This window comes from Sphingomonas zeicaulis, from assembly GCF_050433225.1.
Classification (GTDB): Bacteria; Pseudomonadota; Alphaproteobacteria; order Sphingomonadales; family Sphingomonadaceae; genus Sphingomonas_D; species Sphingomonas_D zeicaulis.
The window spans coordinates 574,311-591,442 of the sequence record NZ_JBNPXQ010000001.1; the positions used below are offsets into that span (position 1 = coordinate 574,311).

At 67.1% G+C, this 17,132-nt stretch carries 19 protein-coding genes; 8 read left to right on the top strand and 11 right to left on the bottom strand.

What is annotated here, in order from left to right; genetic code table 11:
• Nucleotides 1-43: 43 nt before the first annotated feature.
• Nucleotides 44-532 (bottom strand): MaoC family dehydratase, encoded by a 489-nt coding sequence (locus FHS96_RS02925; RefSeq protein WP_429587834.1) that lies wholly within the window; start codon nucleotides 530-532, stop codon nucleotides 44-46.
• A gap of 18 nt (nucleotides 533-550) precedes the next feature.
• The gene (locus tag FHS96_RS02930) at nucleotides 551-1,090 is read right to left on the bottom strand and encodes a hypothetical protein (protein WP_429587835.1); all 540 of its coding nucleotides are present in this window, start codon (nucleotides 1,088-1,090) and stop codon (nucleotides 551-553) included.
• Here FHS96_RS02930 and FHS96_RS02935 point away from each other — a divergent pair.
• Complete coding sequence (locus tag FHS96_RS02935) at nucleotides 1,077-1,877, top strand: DUF72 domain-containing protein (RefSeq protein WP_429587836.1); 801 nt, start codon at nucleotides 1,077-1,079, stop codon at nucleotides 1,875-1,877. The genes FHS96_RS02930 and FHS96_RS02935 overlap by 14 nt on opposite strands.
• A gap of 49 nt (nucleotides 1,878-1,926) precedes the next feature.
• Here the strand turns inward: FHS96_RS02935 and FHS96_RS02940 are convergent, their stop codons facing one another.
• Genes FHS96_RS02940 through FHS96_RS02955 form a run of 4 tightly spaced genes read right to left on the bottom strand, consistent with a single transcriptional unit; the run spans nucleotide 1,927 to nucleotide 3,869 of the window.
• The gene (locus FHS96_RS02940; protein WP_429587838.1) at nucleotides 1,927-2,451 is read right to left on the bottom strand and encodes a hypothetical protein; all 525 of its coding nucleotides are present in this window, start codon (nucleotides 2,449-2,451) and stop codon (nucleotides 1,927-1,929) included.
• 35 nt (nucleotides 2,452-2,486) lie between these two features.
• Nucleotides 2,487-2,828 carry a hypothetical protein gene (locus tag FHS96_RS02945; protein WP_429587839.1) on the bottom strand — a complete coding sequence of 114 codons (342 nt, stop codon included), beginning with the start codon at nucleotides 2,826-2,828 and terminating at the stop codon, nucleotides 2,487-2,489.
• Complete coding sequence (locus FHS96_RS02950) at nucleotides 2,825-3,229, bottom strand: phage holin family protein (RefSeq protein WP_429587841.1); 405 nt, start codon at nucleotides 3,227-3,229, stop codon at nucleotides 2,825-2,827. The genes FHS96_RS02945 and FHS96_RS02950 overlap by 4 nt, the downstream gene beginning before the upstream one ends.
• 10 nt (nucleotides 3,230-3,239) lie before the next feature.
• Nucleotides 3,240-3,869 (bottom strand): hypothetical protein, encoded by a 630-nt coding sequence (locus FHS96_RS02955; protein ID WP_429587842.1) that lies wholly within the window; start codon nucleotides 3,867-3,869, stop codon nucleotides 3,240-3,242.
• A gap of 156 nt (nucleotides 3,870-4,025) precedes the next feature.
• Here FHS96_RS02955 and eno point away from each other — a divergent pair, with 156 nt between their 5' ends.
• From eno to FHS96_RS02975, 4 genes are all read left to right on the top strand, one after another.
• Complete coding sequence (gene eno, locus FHS96_RS02960) at nucleotides 4,026-5,300, top strand: phosphopyruvate hydratase (RefSeq protein ID WP_429587843.1); 1,275 nt, start codon at nucleotides 4,026-4,028, stop codon at nucleotides 5,298-5,300.
• A 158-nt stretch (nucleotides 5,301-5,458) separates the two neighbouring features.
• On the top strand, nucleotides 5,459-5,770 hold the full coding sequence (locus FHS96_RS02965; RefSeq protein WP_429587844.1) for an FtsB family cell division protein: 312 nt from the start codon (nucleotides 5,459-5,461) through the stop codon (nucleotides 5,768-5,770).
• 140 nt (nucleotides 5,771-5,910) lie between these two features.
• The gene (gene pdhA, locus FHS96_RS02970; protein ID WP_429587846.1) at nucleotides 5,911-6,987 is read left to right on the top strand and encodes a pyruvate dehydrogenase (acetyl-transferring) E1 component subunit alpha; all 1,077 of its coding nucleotides are present in this window, start codon (nucleotides 5,911-5,913) and stop codon (nucleotides 6,985-6,987) included.
• Nucleotides 6,987-8,378, top strand: a complete 1,392-nt coding sequence (locus FHS96_RS02975; RefSeq protein ID WP_429587847.1) for a pyruvate dehydrogenase complex E1 component subunit beta — start codon at nucleotides 6,987-6,989, stop codon at nucleotides 8,376-8,378. The genes pdhA and FHS96_RS02975 overlap by 1 nt, the downstream gene beginning before the upstream one ends.
• A 118-nt stretch (nucleotides 8,379-8,496) precedes the next feature.
• Here the strand turns inward: FHS96_RS02975 and FHS96_RS02980 are convergent, their stop codons facing one another.
• Together FHS96_RS02980 and FHS96_RS02985 are read right to left on the bottom strand one after the other, a co-directional pair.
• Entirely contained in the window at nucleotides 8,497-9,357 is an 861-nt protein-coding gene (locus FHS96_RS02980) for a hypothetical protein (protein ID WP_429587848.1), read from the bottom strand.
• Nucleotides 9,327-9,776: a hypothetical protein gene (locus FHS96_RS02985; RefSeq protein WP_429587849.1), complete on the bottom strand. Its 450-nt coding sequence runs from the start codon at nucleotides 9,774-9,776 to the stop codon at nucleotides 9,327-9,329. The genes FHS96_RS02980 and FHS96_RS02985 overlap by 31 nt, the downstream gene beginning before the upstream one ends.
• Before the next feature lie 74 nt (nucleotides 9,777-9,850).
• Between FHS96_RS02985 and FHS96_RS02990 the strand changes: the two genes are divergently transcribed.
• Both FHS96_RS02990 and FHS96_RS02995 read left to right on the top strand, forming a co-directional pair.
• Nucleotides 9,851-10,609, top strand: coding sequence for a squalene/phytoene synthase family protein (locus tag FHS96_RS02990; RefSeq protein ID WP_429587850.1), 759 nt, complete (start codon nucleotides 9,851-9,853; stop codon nucleotides 10,607-10,609).
• A gap of 44 nt (nucleotides 10,610-10,653) precedes the next feature.
• Nucleotides 10,654-11,145 carry an EF-hand domain-containing protein gene (locus tag FHS96_RS02995; RefSeq protein WP_429587851.1) on the top strand — a complete coding sequence of 164 codons (492 nt, stop codon included), beginning with the start codon at nucleotides 10,654-10,656 and terminating at the stop codon, nucleotides 11,143-11,145.
• A gap of 3 nt (nucleotides 11,146-11,148) precedes the next feature.
• On the opposite strand, the gene FHS96_RS03000 is transcribed toward FHS96_RS02995, so the two are convergent.
• Nucleotides 11,149-12,171 (bottom strand): arginine N-succinyltransferase, encoded by a 1,023-nt coding sequence (locus FHS96_RS03000; protein WP_429587852.1) that lies wholly within the window; start codon nucleotides 12,169-12,171, stop codon nucleotides 11,149-11,151.
• Entirely contained in the window at nucleotides 12,168-13,376 is a 1,209-nt protein-coding gene (locus FHS96_RS03005) for a hydrolase (protein ID WP_429587853.1), read from the bottom strand. The genes FHS96_RS03000 and FHS96_RS03005 overlap by 4 nt, the downstream gene beginning before the upstream one ends.
• A gap of 126 nt (nucleotides 13,377-13,502) precedes the next feature.
• Here FHS96_RS03005 and FHS96_RS03010 point away from each other — a divergent pair, with 126 nt between their 5' ends.
• Entirely contained in the window at nucleotides 13,503-15,578 is a 2,076-nt protein-coding gene (locus FHS96_RS03010; RefSeq protein WP_429587854.1) for a malate synthase G, read from the top strand.
• A gap of 104 nt (nucleotides 15,579-15,682) precedes the next feature.
• Here the strand turns inward: FHS96_RS03010 and FHS96_RS03015 are convergent, their stop codons facing one another.
• Complete coding sequence (locus FHS96_RS03015) at nucleotides 15,683-17,047, bottom strand: formimidoylglutamate deiminase (RefSeq protein WP_429587855.1); 1,365 nt, start codon at nucleotides 17,045-17,047, stop codon at nucleotides 15,683-15,685.
• Nucleotides 17,048-17,132: the final 85 nt, after the last annotated feature.

Genomic DNA, 17,132 nt, shown 5'->3' on the forward strand with positions numbered 1-17,132 from the left:
TCGCACCGCGGCACCGACGCCTCGATGCAGGCGCAGGAACGGGTCAAGGTTCTGCCGGAACTGATGGAGCTGGCGAGGCGGCAGGCCGGCGCGTCGGCAACTGGATCAGGTTGAGGAACGACATCACGACGTCGCCCTCCTGATTGGTGGCGGTCATCCGCATCGAGATCGTCCCGCGATCGGGCTTGCTGCGCGAAGGAGTGATTTCGCGGATCTCGCGGGTCACGCTCAGCACGTCGCCGGGGCGTACGGCCTTGCGCCACTGCAGATCGTCCACCTTCAATCCCAGCAGCGGCGTGTCGCCGAACGGCGCCTTGTCGACGAAATCGCGCATCAGCGCGGCGGCGACATGCCAGCCGCTGGCGATGATGCCGCCGAATCGCCCGTTCGCAGCCTCCGCCTTGTCGACATGCATCGGCTGCGGATCGAACTCCTGCGCGAAGCGGATGATATCCGCCTCGCGCATCTCGATCGGGCCGCCGTGCCAGGTCTGGCCGACGACCAGATCGTCCAAAAACAGGTCTTTGCTCATCTCGCTGCTACTCACGCGTCAGAGCGAATCGTCCGCCCGGCGATAGAGTTGCCAGCAGCTGCCGGCCTTGCGGAAGACATAGCGGATTTGCGCGTCGGTGTCGGGCTTTCGCAGCGTGACGACCTGCTCGCCGTTGGTGCCGTTGCTCATGATACGCTGCAGGCCTTCGCGCTTCTGCTGGGCGGCGCCGGGCATCACCGGAAAGGCGCGCGCCGCGCCGGCGAGGCGCTCCGTGACCGTGGCCGGCTCGGGCTCGGCCGCCGGATCGATGGTTTCGCTCAGCAGCGGATCCGCGGTGAAGGCGCGCTGGGTGGCGACGTCGTCGGCAAATGCGGTTACGAACGCGGTGAAATCCTTGGCCGGGCAGGCGGTGGCGGCCTGCGCGACGGGCGCGACGAGGGCGCTCGCGAAGAGGATTGCGGTGGCGCTGAGAAAGCGGTTGGTCATGGTCTGCGGGTCATCCCGATACGCTGGATCTGAAGCTAAGCTTTTGAATATCCGCCAGCTTGATGACAAGCTGTGACGAAGATCATGGGAGGTGCGAATGACCGGCAGCATTCGGGTCGGAATCGGCGGATGGACGTACGAACCCTGGCGCGGCACCTTCTATCCGGCCAAGCTGCCGCAGGCGCGCGAACTGGAACATGCCGCGAGCCGAGTGACCGCGATCGAGATCAACGGCACCTATTATCGCCTGCAATCGCCCAAGAGCTTCGAGGGCTGGGCAAAGGCGGTGCCCGATGGCTTCCAGTTCGGCGTCAAGGCCTCCCGCTACTGCACCAACCGCAAGGATCTGCGCGAGGCGGCGGAGTCGATCGCCAAATTCGTCGATCAGGGCCTGGTCGAGCTCGGCGACCGGCTCGGTCCCATCCTCTGGCAGTTCGCGACGACCAAGCGCTACGATGCCGACGAGTTCAAGGCGTTCCTCGCGCTGCTGCCGACGGCGCATCGCGGCGTGCCGCTACGCCACGCCGTCGAGCCGCGACACGAAAGCTTTCGTGATCCGGGTTTCGTCGCGATGCTGCGTGAAGCGGGCGTTGCGCTCGTCTTTGCCGACGCCCAGGATCATCCCTGCTTCGCCGACCAGACTGCCGACTTCGTCTATGCGCGCCTTCAGGATGCCGAGGAGGATCAACCGGCCGGCTATGCCCCCGCGGCGCTGGATCGCTGGACCGCGATCGCCCGGGGCTGGGCCGCGGGCAACGCGCCCGACGGACTGCCCTATGTCGATACGGCGGAAGCGAGCGCCGGCGGCGAGCGCGACGTGTTCGTCTTTATGATCAACGGCGCCAAGGTCCGCGCACCTGCGGCTGCCGAGGCGATGCTGGAGCGGTTGAAGGGGTAGAAGCACCATTGTCCTCCCCGACGCTACGCGCCGGGGAGGACAAACAGGTTCAGGCGCCCTTGACCTTCTCCGCTGCGGCGGTCCCGGCGCTGCTCGCCGCCTTCACCACGCCGTCGAGCAGGCTGCTCGCCTGTGCCTTGGCATTTTCCTTGCTGATGCCGATCGAGTCGAGATGCTCGGCACCCGCCGCGCGGGCAGCCTTTACCGCTTCACCGGCGCGTTCGTGGATCGTGCGGCTGACGTCGCCCAGCAATTCCTCTTCGCGGCGCGTGCGCGGCAGCAGCGTGCCGGCCAGCGCGCCCAGCGCGAGGCCACCAACGAGCACCGCCAGCGGATTGTCCTGCACGGCGTCGCCCGCCTTACGCGTCGCGCTCGCGGCGCCGCGCTTGGTCGCCTCGACGGCTTCGATCGCCTTGGTGCGGGTCGTGCCATAAGCGTCCTCGGCCTTGGTCTTCACCGTTTCGGCCGTGGTCTTCACCGTGGCGACCGCGTCATTGGCGGCGGTGCGGGCACTATCCGCGGTTTCGCTGGCGAAGGCCTTGGCCTTCTCGACACCTTCGCTGACCTTGCTCATCTCGTCCTGTCTCCTGTCCTGCGGGGGCGCGCCGGTCAGCCGATGCTCTCGCCGACCATCCGCGCGTTCAACTCGTCATCGTCGGATTCGGTTTCACTCCGGAACAATCGGCCTGCCGCCCTCATCGCCTTGTCGCGGAAAAGCAGCAGGCCCACGCCGGCGACGAAACCCGCGGCCGCGGCTGGCCGCTGCTTGATCGTCTCCACCGTATCATGCGCCAACGCGGTGGCGCGTTCGCGGATCTCCTCGGTCGCTTCCTGCATAAGCGCCTTGGGGGTCAGCCGCTTCTGCAGCGTGATCAACGTCGTCGTCAGTTGATGGCGCGCGGCCTTCGACTTGGCTTCCGCCTCGCGCAATTCGCTGATCGCCCGGCTCATCGGCCGTCTCCGAAATCAGGGTCGGCGGGCGATGCATCGGGATCGGTCGCCTTGCGCAGCTTGGCGAGCGCCATTCGCACCAGCAGCCATGCCAGTATCAGCGCCAGCCCGATCACCACGGCAACGGCCCCGACGCGCCCAATATATGGCGCAAGAATGAAGATCAGCCCCACCAGCAGCGCGATCGCGCTTGCCAGCAGGATCACTGCTGCCACCGCGATCATCGCGACGGCGGCGCGGGCCTCGGCGAGGCGCGCGATCGCCTGCGCACGGTACAGCCTGATCTCGGCGCGGACGAAATTCTCGCCATCATCGACAAGCTGCGACAGCAGCTTGCCGATCGACGAATCTTCAGGCCCTGCCGCCATGGCCTCCGCGGCCGGGTCCAACCCCTCGCTCACCCCCATGCCTTCAGACGACGGGGGGTACGGAGGGTGGGGTGTCCGCGAAGCCGGAGGCTGCCGGTTCCGGCGTAACGGGTGTGGGCGGCGTGAACGGCGATTCCTCCGCCACCGGCGCATCGCCGAGGCCGGCCTTCACCAGCCGCGCCAGCACGAAGCCCAACGCAGCAGCCGTACCGATCGCCACTGCCGGGCTCTTCTTCACGAAGCTGCGCGCATCCTCGAACAGTTCGTCCACATCCTTGTCACGCAGTTGGGAGGCGACGCCCGAAACCATGTCAGCGGCAGAGCGGGCATAGCCGCCATATTGCGCACCCAGTCGCTCATCGACGGTTCCCGCCGCCTCGCTGATCAGCTTGGCGACTTCGTCCAACGCGCTGGACGCCTTCTCCTTGCCGTCGGTCGCCACTTCGCGCGCCTTGTCGGTCGCCTGGCCCCTCAGCTTGCTCGCTTCGGCACGAACCTTTTCGCCCGCGTCCCTGGCTGCCGCCCGGGTGGCGTCCACCGCCGGCTTCGCCGCTGCCGAAACCTTCTCGGCGGCAGCTTTGACGGCCTCCGCGCTCCGGTGGGTCGCGCCATTCGTCGGGTCCGTCGTCACGGCCTCGGGGGCGCCGTTGAACTCTGCACGCTCGTCGGTCATGTCGCTCCTCGCATCTCGATCGCTGATGTCGTTCCTGTCCCACAACATACGGCGTTGCGGCGCGGTTCCCCTCGGCGGGTGATAATTGCGCCGAGGCGTCCCCATCGATACAGGCCGGTCGATAACATCGCCACGCCTGAAAGGAACGCAACCGAAATGACTGCGATCATCGATATCCGCGCGCGCCAGATCATCGACAGCCGGGGCAATCCGACGGTCGAGGTCGACGTGACCCTCGAGGACGGGGCGTTCGGCCGCGCCGCGGTGCCCTCGGGCGCGTCGACGGGGGCCTATGAGGCGGTCGAAAAGCGCGACGGCGACAAGACGATGTGGCTGGGCAAGGGCGTGTCGCAGGCGGTGGATGCCGTCAACGGCGCGCTGTCGGAGGCGCTGCTCGGCCTCGATGCCGAAGACCAGAGCGAGGTCGACGCGACGATGATTGCGCTCGATGGTTCGGCCAACAAGGGTGTGCTCGGCGCCAATGCGATTCTCGGCGTCAGCCTCGCCACGGCGAAGGCAGCGGCGGAATCGCGCGGCCTGCCGCTTTATCGCTATGTCGGCGGCGTTTCGGCGCATGTCCTGCCGGTGCCGATGATGAACATCATCAATGGCGGCGCGCATGCCGACAACCCGATCGACTTCCAGGAATTCATGGTCATGCCGGTCGGCGCGCCGACGTTGTTCGATGCGGTGCGCTGCGGCTCGGAAATCTTCCACACGCTCAAAAAGGCGCTGCACGACAAGGGCCTCGCCACCGCGGTGGGTGACGAGGGTGGCTTCGCGCCCAACCTCGCCAGCCCGGCAGATGCGCTCGACTTCATCATGCGTTCGATCGAGGCGGCGGGCTACAAGCCGGGCGACGACGTCATGCTCGCGCTCGACTGCGCCGCCACCGAATTCCACAAGGAAGGCGCCTATCATCTGGAAGGCGAAGGCCGCGTGCTCTCGTCCGACGAGATGGCCGCCTATTTGGCAGACCTCTGCGCCAAATATCCGATCGCCTCGATCGAGGACGGCATGGGCGAGGATGATCGCCAGGGCTGGAAGACGCTGACCGACCTGGTGGGGGACAAGGTGCAACTGGTGGGTGACGATCTGTTCGTCACCAACCCGGCGCGCCTGGCGGACGGCATCAAGGAAGGCCTCGCCAACTCGCTGTTGGTGAAGGTCAACCAGATCGGCACGCTCACCGAGACGCTGGAGGCGGTGTCGATGGCGCAGCGCGCCGGTTATACCGCGGTGATGTCCCACCGGTCGGGCGAGACCGAGGATTCGACGATCGCCGACCTCGCGGTCGCCACCAACTGCGGTCAGATCAAGACCGGCAGCCTCGCCCGGTCTGACCGGCTCGCCAAATATAACCAGCTGATCCGCATCGAGGAAGAGCTGGGTTCGGTTGCGCGCTATGCCGGCCGCAGCATCTTCGGTTGATTTGGTCGTCTGATCGAGGCGGCGTCACGCCGCTGAAATAATGTCGTAAGCGCAACGATCCGCGCGGTCCGCCACTTCTTCGGCGGGGCGCGCGGCGTGCGTGTCAATTCGCGCAAACCTCGCTTGATTCCGCGAGTCGCATGTGATTCAAGGGCAAGGTGACCAAGGCGCGTAAACTTCCCACATTGCTTGCATCGGCCGCGGGCCCCGCGTTCGCGTTGCTCGTGATCGCCTTCTTCGGCGGCTACGCGGTGCTGGGCTCGAACGGCGTGCTCGCCTGGAGCGACTATAAGCGCCAGATCGGCGTGCGCAGCGCCGAGCTGGACAAGCTCAAGGCGCAGAAGGCGGTGCTCGCCAATCGCGTCGACCTGCTCGATCCCCGTCACGCCAATCCTGACATGGTCGACGAACTGGTCCGCAAGGAACTAGGCGTGGCACATCCCGATGAGGTCATCATCCCCTTGAAATAAGGGCGATGTGGTCTGACAGGCCTGGCATTGTGACGGTCCAGACATCAAATATGTCGGACAAGCTTTTTCCGGGGCGTTGCGCACTGCGTCAAACGACGCCTATAGACGGCCCGACGAACCCACCGACAGGGATGACGTTCTTGGCAAAACCGACCACTCCCCGGCGCGGCAAGGCCGCTGCGCCTGCCCCCGCAGCAGAAGCGACGCCGCTCCCCAATCGCGAACGTCCGCCTGAACCGGCCCGCTACGAAGCGAGCCAGGAAGAGCTGCTGGCCTTCTACCGCGAAATGCTGCTGATCCGCCGCTTCGAAGAGCGCGCCGGCCAGCTTTATGGCCTGGGCCTCATCGGCGGCTTCTGCCATCTCTATATCGGCCAGGAAGCCGTTGCCGTCGGCCTGCAGTCGGCGCTCGAAGTCGGCAAGGACAGCGTGATCACCGGTTACCGCGATCACGGCCACATGCTCGCCTATGGCATCGATCCCAAGGTGATCATGGCCGAACTGACGGGTCGCGAGGCTGGCATCAGCCGCGGCAAGGGCGGTTCGATGCACATGTTCTCGACCGAGCATCGCTTCTATGGCGGTCACGGCATCGTCGGCGCGCAGGTCTCGCTCGGCACCGGCCTGGCGTTCGGCCACAAATATGCCAACGACGGCGGTGTCGCGATGGCCTATTTTGGCGACGGTGCGGCCAACCAGGGCCAGGTCTATGAGAGTTTCAACATGGCCGAGCTCTGGAAGCTCCCGATCATCTTCGTGATCGAGAACAACCAGTACGCCATGGGCACGAGCGTCAATCGCTCGTCGGCGGAAGACCAGCTCTATCGCCGCGGCGAGAGCTTCCGCATCCCCGGCATCCAGGTCGACGGCATGGACGTGCTCGCGGTGCGCGGTGCGGCCAATGTCGCGGTCGAGTGGGTGCGTTCGGGCAAGGGCCCGATCCTGCTCGAACTCAAGACCTATCGCTATCGCGGCCATTCGATGTCCGACCCCGCCAAGTATCGCTCGCGCGAGGAAGTGCAGGCGGTTCGCGACAAGTCCGACCCGATCGAGGGCGTGAAGCGTGAGCTCGAGGCGCTCGGCGTCGGCGAGGACGCGCTGAAGGACATCGACAAGGAAATCCGCAAGATCGTCAGCGACGCCGCGGAGTTCGCCGAAGTCTCCCCCGAGCCGCCGCTCTCCGACCTCTACACTGACGTCCTGGTGGAAACCTACTGATGGCCCTCGAACTCAAGATGCCCGCGCTGTCCCCGACGATGGAGGAGGGCACGCTTTCGAAGTGGCTCGTCAAGGAAGGTGACGAGGTCAAGTCCGGCGACATTCTCGCCGAGATCGAGACCGACAAGGCGACCATGGAGTTCGAAGCCGTCGACGAGGGCACGATCTCCAAGATCCTGGTCGCCGAAGGCACCGATGGCGTGAAGGTCGGCACCGTGATCGCGCTGATCGGCGGCGAAGGCGAGGAAGCCGGCGCCCCGGCCGAAGCCAGCCCGCAGGCCCCTCCGCCGCCCGAAGCGAAGGAAGAGCCCAAGCAGGAAGCGCCGCAGCCGCCTGAATCAGGCGTGGCCAAGCTCGCCACCGAAGCCAAGGCCAAGGTTGCCGATCCGGCGATCCCGGCCGGCACAGAGATGGTCAAGACGACCGTCCGCGAAGCGTTGCGCGACGCGATGGCCGAAGAGATGCGCGCCGACGATCGCATCTTCGTGATGGGTGAGGAAGTCGCCGAGTATCAGGGCGCCTACAAGGTCACCCAGGGGCTGCTCGACGAGTTCGGTCCGCGTCGCGTGATCGATACGCCGATCACCGAATATGGCTTCGCCGGCATCGGCACCGGCGCCGCGATGGGCGGCCTGCGTCCGGTTATCGAGTTCATGACGTTCAACTTCGCCATGCAGGCGATCGATCACATCATCAACTCGGCGGCCAAGACCAACTACATGTCCGGCGGCCAGATGCGCTGCCCGATCGTGTTCCGCGGTCCCAACGGCGCTGCGGCGCGCGTGGGTGCGCAGCACAGCCAGAACTATGGCCCGTGGTACGCCGCGGTTCCCGGCCTGATCGTGATCGCGCCCTATGATGCGGCCGATGCCAAGGGCCTCCTCAAGGCGGCGATCCGCTCAGAGGATCCGGTTGTCTTCCTCGAGAATGAACTGCTCTACGGCCGCAGCTTCGAGGTGCCCAAGCTTGACGATTACGTCCTGCCGATCGGCAAGGCGCGGATCATGCGCGAGGGCAAGGACGTCACCATCGTCAGCTATTCGATCGGCGTCGGCCTCGCGCTCGACGCGGCCGAGACGCTGGCGGGCGAGGGCATCGATGCCGAGGTGATCGACCTGCGCACCTTGCGTCCGCTCGACACCGCGACGGTGCTGGAAAGCCTGGCCAAGACCAACCGCATGGTCGTGGTCGAGGAAGGCTGGCCGGTCTGCTCGATCTCCAGCGAGATCCTCGCTGTGGCGATGGAGCAGGGCTTCGACGATCTCGACGCGCCGGTGCTGCGCGTGACCAACGAAGACGTTCCGCTGCCTTATGCCGCGAACCTCGAAAAGGCCGCGCTGGTCGATGCCGCGCGCGTCGTCGAAGCGGCCAAGAAGGTCTGCTATCGCTGATGGGATACGCCGCTGCCGGGGTGGAATGAACCTCATCCCGGCAGCGACGCCCCCACAGCGCACGCTTCCCTGTGGGAAGGTGCTGGCTAACCTGCTCGGCAGACCGCCGTCCGGCCGATCAGCAATCCTTCGGCCGCGCGCAGCGCCGCGGCACGCCGACATAGCCGTCGGCCTCCTTGCTGAAGCGCCATAGCGTGGTATCCTCGGCGGTAACCGGGCGGACCTTGCCATCGTCGCCGACGGTGGTTCCGCTCAGCACCACTTCGAACTCCGGCCATGCCGGCAGCCCGGCGGTGCGCACCTGCAATTGCCGAAGCGTACCGCTGCTCGCGTAGCAGGGGCGTTGCGGGCCGCCGCCATCGCAATCCGCGCCGTTGTCGGTTCCGGTGTCGATGTCGCCGGCATAGGTCCAGCCGTCGCTGCCGCCCGCCGCCAGGCGAAACATGCTGTAGCCCGCGATCGAGATGCCACCCGGTTCGAACCGCCGGATCGGCAGGCCGATCAGCATGCCGCTGCTCAGCGCCCGCTGGACGAGCGGTTCCCCTTCGCCGACGATCGGCGGATTGCCCGCAGCACCGCTCGCCGCGATGCTGCCGAAATTGAACTGCCTGCCCGTTTGCTGCCAGCGCCCGTCCCGGAACTGGTAGCTGACCTGCGCCAGGCCCAGCATATCGCCGGGCGCGGAAAGTTGCGGGCTGTCGGCGTCCGCATCCTCGCTCACCGTTGCCAGCAGCGTGAAGCGGGGGGCGTCATCGAAGGTGTATTCGACCGTGCGCCACGCACTGATGTTCTGCCCTTCGACGGTGCAGCCTTCGGCGTCCGCATCGGACAAGCCGCACAGCGCCCGCATTGCTTCCGCCGCGGACGGCGGCTGCGGCGACTTTGCCATGGCGGGTGCTGTCACCCCGGCGAGCAGCGCCAGACAAGCGGCAGGGAAGCGCGTGCGCATCAGTTCACCGAATCGATGTACTGCTTCCACGCGGCGCTCCAGCGCTGGCGGAGTTCCGGCGGAACGGACTGGACGCTGCACGTCACCGCGCCGCCGTCGCCGTTGCCCGGATCACACGCCCAGACCTTGCGGTCGAGCTTGTCGACATCGGTCGTCATGATGCTGACGATGCGGCCGTGATCGATCGCCAAAAACAGGTCCGGCCAGATCACGTCGCTGTTGGGATTTGAGAACCATGCGCAAGTGCGCTCGAACGGCAGGCGTTCCTGCTTCTCGCAGGCGTTGGCGCCCGTCGGGAACAGTCGCCGCAACGCAGCATTGCCGCGCGCACTGCCGACTTCGAGATCGGCGGCGGAAAGCGCTGCGATCGTGTCGATGCCCAGCGCTTCCGGTGCCGCGGCCGTGGCCTGCGCCGCCGACGCCGCGCTGGCAGCGGTGATTGCGAGCATGATTCTGCTAAGCCGGGTGGGGATCGTCTTCGTCATGGTTTATGGTCTAACCCGTTCATCTGCAAAGGATTGTGATGCATGGCACAGCCTATGCAGTTCGTCGCATTTTGGGCAGCGGCTTGCGGCAAGGCGATCAGCACGGCATCGGCAACGCCATGGATTTCGAAGACATTCTCGCCGCCGATCCCGACCGCGCGATCATGCTCGCGCACGTGCCGATCGCGCATCGGGCCGCCCTCATCGCCCTCTGGCGCCTCGATCTGCGCGGCGCCGAGATCGTTCGCTCCACGACCGAGGCGATGATCGGTCGAATGCGGCTCACCTGGTGGTATGAGGCGCTGGGCAAGCTCGACAGCAGCGAGCCTCCGGCCGAACCGCTGCTCGAAGAAGTCGCCGCCGCGCTGGTCGGGGCGGGCGTCGCCGGCAGCGCGCTCGGCGAGGCCCTGATCGGGTGGGAGGCGTTGCTCGATCCGATGCCGCTCGATGCCGATGCGCTCAACGCTTTCGCTGCCGAACGCGGCGCCGGGCTGTTCGGGGTCGCGGCGGGGTTGCTCGGGGGGGCGGCGGGTAGTGTTTCGGGGGCGGGAAAGGGGTGGGCGCTGGTCGACGCCGCGCGCCATCTGACCGACACCGAAAGCCGCGCCCGCGCGCTCGATCTCGCCGCGCCGTTGCTCGCCGAGGCACTGTCGGTGCGCTGGCCGCGTGCGCTGCGGCCGCTGGGAATGCTCGCCCGTTTCGCCGAGGATGATCGTTGCTCCGGCCTCGCCGCCGGCCGGGCGGGTTCCCCGCGCCGGATGCTGCGCGGGTTGGGCTTCCGGCTGGCGGGGCGCTGAGCACCGCGATAGGCTGGCTGCCGCGACGAGAGCTGGAGGGGTTTATGGGCCGAATGATTGCCGGGGCAGCCGCGATGCTACTGATGATGGTGGCAGGCATCTTCGCCTGGGAAAGCATCACCGGCCGCAAGGATCCAATCCCGCCGGCGCCCGCGATCGCAGCGGCGGTCGCCACGCCCGCCGCTGCGGCCGAGCCCGTCGAGCCGGCACTGCCCGAGGCCACCGCGAAGACGCGCGAGGAGCGGCGCTTCGGCCGCTACGACAAGGACAAGGACGGCGCGATCACGCGCGACGAATATCTCGTCGCGCGCCGCAAGGCCTTTGCCAAGCTCGACCGCAACGGCAACGGCGTGCTCGACTTCGACGAATATGCGGTGAAAACGATCGAGCGCTTCGCCACGGCGGACGCCGACCAGTCCGGTGCGATGAACCCGGCCGAGTTCGCCACCACCGCGGTCAAGCGCAAGCCAAGGCCCGCGGCCGCGAACTGCCCGCCGGCAACCCCGCGCGCTGCGGATGAGGAAGAGCCGGGCTGAGGATCAGCGCGGAATCGTGACCACGGCGTCGCCCACCGCCAGCCCCAGCGCGTCAGCGGCAGCAGGATCGATCGCGATGCCGCCCTCTTCCGCCACCACCTGCGCATAGGCCGCGACGAAGCCCTTCAGCCGCCCGCGCGCGACGAGCAGCTTCTCGCCCTCATCCTCACTAAAATCGACGATGCGGGTAACCGGCGCGTCGACAGCGTCTGCGACCGATCGGATGCGATCGGTGAAGGCAGTCATCGAGGGGCCGCCATCGAAAATGTCGATGTAATGATCGTGGTGGAAGCCCTCCGCCTCCAGCATGCGCATCGCCGCGCGACCGCTGGGGTGGGGCAGACCGATCACCGCACGCGCGGTCTCGGGCAGCATCGCGGTGTAGACCGGATGCTTGGGCATCAGGTTGGCGAGCACGCCGGTGCCATGGATCGCGTTGAAGGCGTCGGCATCCTGGAAGTTCATGCCGAAGAACTTGCCGGCGATGCCATCCCAGAAGGGCGAGCCGCCGGCATCGTCGATCACGCCGCGCAGTTCGGCGAGCACGCGATTGGCGAAGCGCGCGCGGTGCTGGCGGATGAACAGGTAGCGGCTGCGCGCGAGCAGCATGCCGAGGCCGCCGGCGCGCTCATGCGGGTGAAGGAACAGGCCGCCGACCTCGCTCGATCCTTCGAGATCGGTGACGATGCTGAGCATGTCGGCACGGAAGGTGCGGCCGAGTTCGGGCGCATGCTGGGTGAGCGCGCCGATGCGGTAGGAATAGAAGGGCGATTTCTCGCCGACCTTGCTCAGCAACTGGCAGGTGCCGCGGATCTGCCCGGTCGCCGCATTTTCCAGCACGAGGATGAACAGGTCGTCGGCGAGTTGATCGTCGTCGCGCGCAAAGCCGGCTTCGGAGCGATCCAGCTTCGTTCGCAGCGCCGGCTTGTCGGCGGGCAGGTTGGTGAAACCGCCCCCGGTGAGCTTGGCCATCTCGTAGAGCGATTGCAGGTCGCGCGGCGCGGCGGGGCGGATGCGGAAGGTCATTGAGCACCCTGACCGGCGAGCCGCAGCATCGTCAAGGCCGAGAGCATGGCGCGTTCGGGGAGCGAATCGACGAGCAGATATTCGTCCGCCGAATGGATCGCGCCGCCCCGTGCGCCCATCGTGTCCACAACCGGCACGCCGCACGCCGCGATATTGTTGCCGTCGCACACGCCGCCGGTCGAGCGCCAGGCGATGTCGAGGCCGAGATCGCTGCCGCAGCGCTTGACCAGCCCGAACAGCCGTTCGGCGCCTGGATCGAGCGGTTTTGGTGGCCGTCCGAAGTCGCCATGCGCGTGGATGGTGACGCCGTGCGCGGCGGCGACCGCCGCGACGCTCTCCGCGATCAGCGCGCGCGCATGTGCCTCGTCTTCGGGCGTCTTGGGGCGGAAGTTGACGCGCAGCACCGCATGGTCGGGAACGACATTGTTGGGTCCGCCGCCATCGACCTTCGCCGGGTTGACCGACAAGGTCGGCGAGCGTGCCGCCGCCAGCCGCAGCGCGAGATCCGCCGCTGCGAGCACGGCGTTGCGGCCATCATCGGGATTGCGGCCCGCGTGGGCACTCAGTCCCTTGACGATGAATGCGTAATTGCCGCTGCCGGAGCGCGCGCCGGCCAGGGTGCCATCGGGCATCGCGGGTTCATAGGTGAGTGCTGCAACCTTGTTCTTCGCGAGCCGTGCCAGCAGCGCGGCGGAGCCGGGCGAGCCGACCTCTTCGTCGCTGTTGATCACGACGTCATAGCCGAAGCGGTCGATGCCGGGGGCGGTCTCGACCGCCTTGAGCGCGGCGAGCATGATCGCGATGCCACCCTTCATATCGGCGACGCCGGGGCCGCCGAGCACGCCGGGTTCGCGCCATGTCAGCGTCTGGAAGGGGTGATCGACCCCGAACACCGTATCCATGTGGCCCGTCAGCAGGATGCGAAGGGGCGCCTCTGGCCGAACCGAGACGACGAGGTTGCGGCCATGCGCCACCTCGCGGATGCGGCCATCAGGCTCCACGACCTCGACTGGAGCAGCATCCTCCAGCGCGACCTCGCCGGGCAGCGCAGCGAAGCCGTCGGCGAGCAGGGTCGCGGTTACTGCCAGCCCGTCAAGGTTGCGTGAGCCGCTGTTGACGGGTGCCCAGGCTTCGACCTGTGCAAGCATCGGTTGCGCGGCTGCCGTGTCGACCACGGCGCGTTCGGTTGCGGCAAGTGCAGTCATTGCGTCACCCTAAAGCATTCCAATGGGGACCGTCACCGCCTGCTTGGCCGTTGCATCGTCAGAAGCGCTCGGGCATAGGCGCGAGACCTCGCTTCCCCTCCCCAGGAAAGTGCAGGAGCCCATGGAATGACCGATTTCGTCGCGAGCAACGGCCTGAGCATCGACCGCAGGCTGTTCGATTTCGTCAACGCCCAGGCGTTGCCGGGAACCGGCGTGGATGCTGACGCCTTCTGGGCGGGCTTCGCGCAACTGCTCGCCGATTTCGTGCCTGACAATCGCGCCTTGCTGGCGACGCGGGACCGGATCCAAGGTGAGATCGACGCTTGGCACGCCGCGCGGCGCGGGCAGCCGATCGACCTTGCCGATTATCAGGCTTTCCTGCGGGAGATCGGCTATCTGGTGGCGGAGCCGGCGCCATTCGCGGTGACCACCACCGATGTCGATGCCGAGATCGCGACGATGGCGGGGCCGCAGCTCGTCGTCCCCAGCCTCAACGGGCGCTTCGTGCTTAACGCCGCCAATGCGCGCTGGGGCAGCCTTTATGATGCATTCTACGGTACCGATGCGTTGCCGGGCACCGCGAAGCCTGGCGGCTATGACGCGGAGCGTGGCGCCGCGGTGATCGCGGCCGCGCGCAGCTTCCTCGATCAAGCGATCCCCGGCTGGGAAGCACGCGAACATTGCGTCGGCTATCGTGGCGATGCGACTGCGCCGAACGCCCTGCTGTTCCGCAACAACGGCCTGCACATCGAACTCGTCATCGATCGCCAACATCCGATCGGCCGCACCGATCCGCTGGGCATTGCCGACGTTATCCTCGAATCGGCGCTGACGGCGATCGTCGATCTTGAGGATTCGGTCGCGGCGGTCGACGCCGAGGACAAGGTGGCGGCTTACAGCAACTGGCTGGGGCTGATGCGCGGCGATCTGTCCGCCAGCTTCGCCAAGGGCGGCAAGACGCTGACCCGCGAATTGGAAGGCGATCGCGAGTGGACCGCGCTGGACGGCACCGGCTTCAGCCTGCCCGGCCGTAGCCTGTTGTTCGTGCGCAATGTCGGCCATCTGATGACCAACCCCGCGGTCGTGCTGCCCGATGGCGGCGAGGCGCCGGAGGGGCTGCTCGACGCGGTGTTCACCGCGCTGATCGGGCTGCATGACATCAAGGGGCTCGGTCGCTTCCGCAACAGCCGCACCGGATCGATCTATATCGTCAAGCCGAAGATGCACGGGCCGGACGAGGCGGCGTTCACCAACCGGCTGTTCGACGCGGTGGAGGATCTGCTGGGGCTGGCGCGGCACACCATCAAGGTCGGCGTGATGGACGAGGAACGACGGACCTCCGCCAACCTCGCCGCCTGCATCCATGCGGTGAAGGACCGCATCGTCTTCATCAATACCGGCTTCCTCGATCGCACCGGCGACGAACTGCACACCTCGATGCAGGCCGGCGGGATGGTCCGCAAGGCGGACATGAAGGCGAGCGCTTGGATCGGCGCCTATGAAGCGCGCAACGTGCAGATCGGGCTGGCCTGCGGGCTTTCGGGCAAAGCGCAGATCGGCAAGGGGATGTGGGCGGCGCCCGATCGTATGGCCGAGATGATGGCGCAGAAGATCGGCCATCCCCGGTCCGGCGCGAACACCGCCTGGGTGCCGAGCCCGACCGCGGCGACCTTGCACGCGATGCACTATCATCAGGTCGACGTGTTCGCGCGGCAGCAGGAGCTTGCCGCCGAACCGACGCCGGGGCTGGAACCGCTGCTGACGGTGCCGCTGGCGCATGGCCAGAACTGGTCCGAGGAGGAGGTCGCGCGCGAACTCGACAACAATGCCCAGGGCATCCTCGGCTATGTCGTGCGCTGGGTCGATCAGGGCGTCGGCTGCTCCAAGGTGCCGGACATCAATGATGTCGGCCTGATGGAGGACCGCGCGACGTTGCGCATCTCCTCGCAGCATATGGCGAACTGGCTGCTGCACGGCGTGTGCAGCGAGGAACAGGTCGAGGCGGCGCTGCTCCGAATGGCCGCGAAGGTGGACGCGCAGAACGAGGGCGATCCGCTGTATCGGCCGATGGCGGCGGATCCGGATGCGAGCCTGGCGTTCCAGGCGGCGCGGGCATTGGTGTTCGAAGGGGTGGCGCAGCCGAATGGCTATACCGAGCCGTTGCTCCACGCGTTCCGCCAGAAGGTGAAGGCCGCGGCCTGATCTATCCCCCTCCCGCGTGCGGGAGGGGAGTTACTCCCCCCATTCGTCCCGAGCGAAGTCGAGGGACGAACGGAGGAGGGGAGGCAGCGTTCGACGGTTGGCCTTTACCCCAGCACCTTCGCCAGCACCGCGCGATAGCGTTCCGCCACCGCCTCACGCCGCACATGCCGGCTACCCGTCACGACAGGCTCCCCACGTCGCCACACGCCGTCGATCGCCGTCCGCCCCGCTGCAAACACCAACCCATCGAGCACCGCATCGCCACGCCGCCCAGCGAGCGACGCATGGCCCATGTCTAGCGTTATGAAATCCGCCGCATTGCCCACGGCGAGCCCGGCCGGCGCGCCCAGCGCCCGCGCTCCGCCGTCCAGCGCGCCCTGCCACAGCGCCGCGCCCGACGAGCGTCCGGCTTCGCGCGCGATCAGGTTGCGGCCGCGGGATGCGAGGCGCTGGCCATATTCGAGCAGACGCAGTTCCTCGGTGCCGTCAATCAGCACGTTCGAATCGGAGCCGACGCCATAGCGGCCGCCGGCGGCGAGGAAGGATTCGGCGGGGAAGATGCCGTCACCCAGATTGGCCTCCGTGATCGGGCAGAGGCCGGCGATCGCGCCGCTGGCGGACATCGCCTGCGCCTCGGTGTCGGTCATGTGCGTCGCGTGGACGAGGCACCAGAGGCCGTCGACCGCGGCATGATCGAGCAGCCACTGCACCGGCCGCGCGCCGGACCACGCGAGGCAGGCGTCGACCTCACGTGTCTGTTCGGCGATGTGGATATGGACGGGGCCGGTGCCGGCGAGCGCGGTGACGGGGCCGAGTTCGTCCGGCGTCACCGCGCGCAGGCTGTGCGGGGCAACGCCGAGCACGGCGTCGGGCAGCGATGAGAGCGCCGTGCGGGCGCCGTCGAGCAGCCGGGTGAAATCATCGACGCTGTTGATGAAGCGGCGCTGGCCATGTCCCGGCGCGGCGCCGCCGAAATCGGCATGGGCGTAGAACACGGGCAGATGAGTGAGGGCGATGTCGCTCTCGTCCGCCGCCGCCGCGATCGCCGCGCTCATCGCTGCGCGGTCGGCGAAGGCGGTGCCGTCTCGATCGTGATGGAGATAGTGAAACTCGCCGACGCGGGTGAAGCCGCCCTCCAGCATCTCGACATAGGCCATCGCTGCGATCGCACAAAGGTCGTCGGGATCGATGCGGTCGACGAAGCGGTACATGATCTCGCGCCACGTCCAGAAACTGTCGCCCGCCGGCCCGCGCACCTCGGCGAGCCCGGCCATGCCGCGCTGGAAGGCGTGGCTGTGAACGTTGGGCAGGCCGGGCAGCGCGACGGCGTGGCGTTCATCCGCTGGTGTCGGGGCAACACCAGCCTGGATCGTCGCGACCAGCCCGTCGGCCACCGATATGCGGACATTTTCCGCCCATCCAGCAGCGAGCAGAGCCTCGGAAAAGTGAAAGCAGCGCGGCACGGTCATGGTCGGTTTCGGTCCTGTTTGGTGCTTTTATGTCTATACATTTGGCGGTGGCTGACGCAATAAGGCGCCGACAGATTCAGGGCGG

Coding starts and splice junctions, on each gene's coding strand:
- FHS96_RS03005 (WP_429587853.1), bottom strand. CDS start 13,376: ATGACTGCACTTGCCGCAACCGAACGCGCCGTGGTCGACACGGCAGCC.
- FHS96_RS02945 (WP_429587839.1), bottom strand. CDS start 2,828: ATGAGCCGGGCGATCAGCGAATTGCGCGAGGCGGAAGCCAAGTCGAAG.
- eno (WP_429587843.1), top strand. CDS start 4,026: ATGACTGCGATCATCGATATCCGCGCGCGCCAGATCATCGACAGCCGG.
- FHS96_RS03000 (WP_429587852.1), bottom strand. CDS start 12,171: ATGACCTTCCGCATCCGCCCCGCCGCGCCGCGCGACCTGCAATCGCTC.
- FHS96_RS03010 (WP_429587854.1), top strand. CDS start 13,503: ATGACCGATTTCGTCGCGAGCAACGGCCTGAGCATCGACCGCAGGCTG.
- FHS96_RS02990 (WP_429587850.1), top strand. CDS start 9,851: ATGCATGGCACAGCCTATGCAGTTCGTCGCATTTTGGGCAGCGGCTTG.
- FHS96_RS02975 (WP_429587847.1), top strand. CDS start 6,987: ATGGCCCTCGAACTCAAGATGCCCGCGCTGTCCCCGACGATGGAGGAG.
- FHS96_RS02995 (WP_429587851.1), top strand. CDS start 10,654: ATGGGCCGAATGATTGCCGGGGCAGCCGCGATGCTACTGATGATGGTG.
- FHS96_RS02925 (WP_429587834.1), bottom strand. CDS start 532: ATGAGCAAAGACCTGTTTTTGGACGATCTGGTCGTCGGCCAGACCTGG.
- FHS96_RS02930 (WP_429587835.1), bottom strand. CDS start 1,090: ATGCTGCCGGTCATTCGCACCTCCCATGATCTTCGTCACAGCTTGTCA.
- FHS96_RS03015 (WP_429587855.1), bottom strand. CDS start 17,047: ATGACCGTGCCGCGCTGCTTTCACTTTTCCGAGGCTCTGCTCGCTGCT.
- FHS96_RS02940 (WP_429587838.1), bottom strand. CDS start 2,451: ATGAGCAAGGTCAGCGAAGGTGTCGAGAAGGCCAAGGCCTTCGCCAGC.
- FHS96_RS02985 (WP_429587849.1), bottom strand. CDS start 9,776: ATGCTCGCAATCACCGCTGCCAGCGCGGCGTCGGCGGCGCAGGCCACG.
- FHS96_RS02935 (WP_429587836.1), top strand. CDS start 1,077: ATGACCGGCAGCATTCGGGTCGGAATCGGCGGATGGACGTACGAACCC.
- FHS96_RS02955 (WP_429587842.1), bottom strand. CDS start 3,869: ATGACCGACGAGCGTGCAGAGTTCAACGGCGCCCCCGAGGCCGTGACG.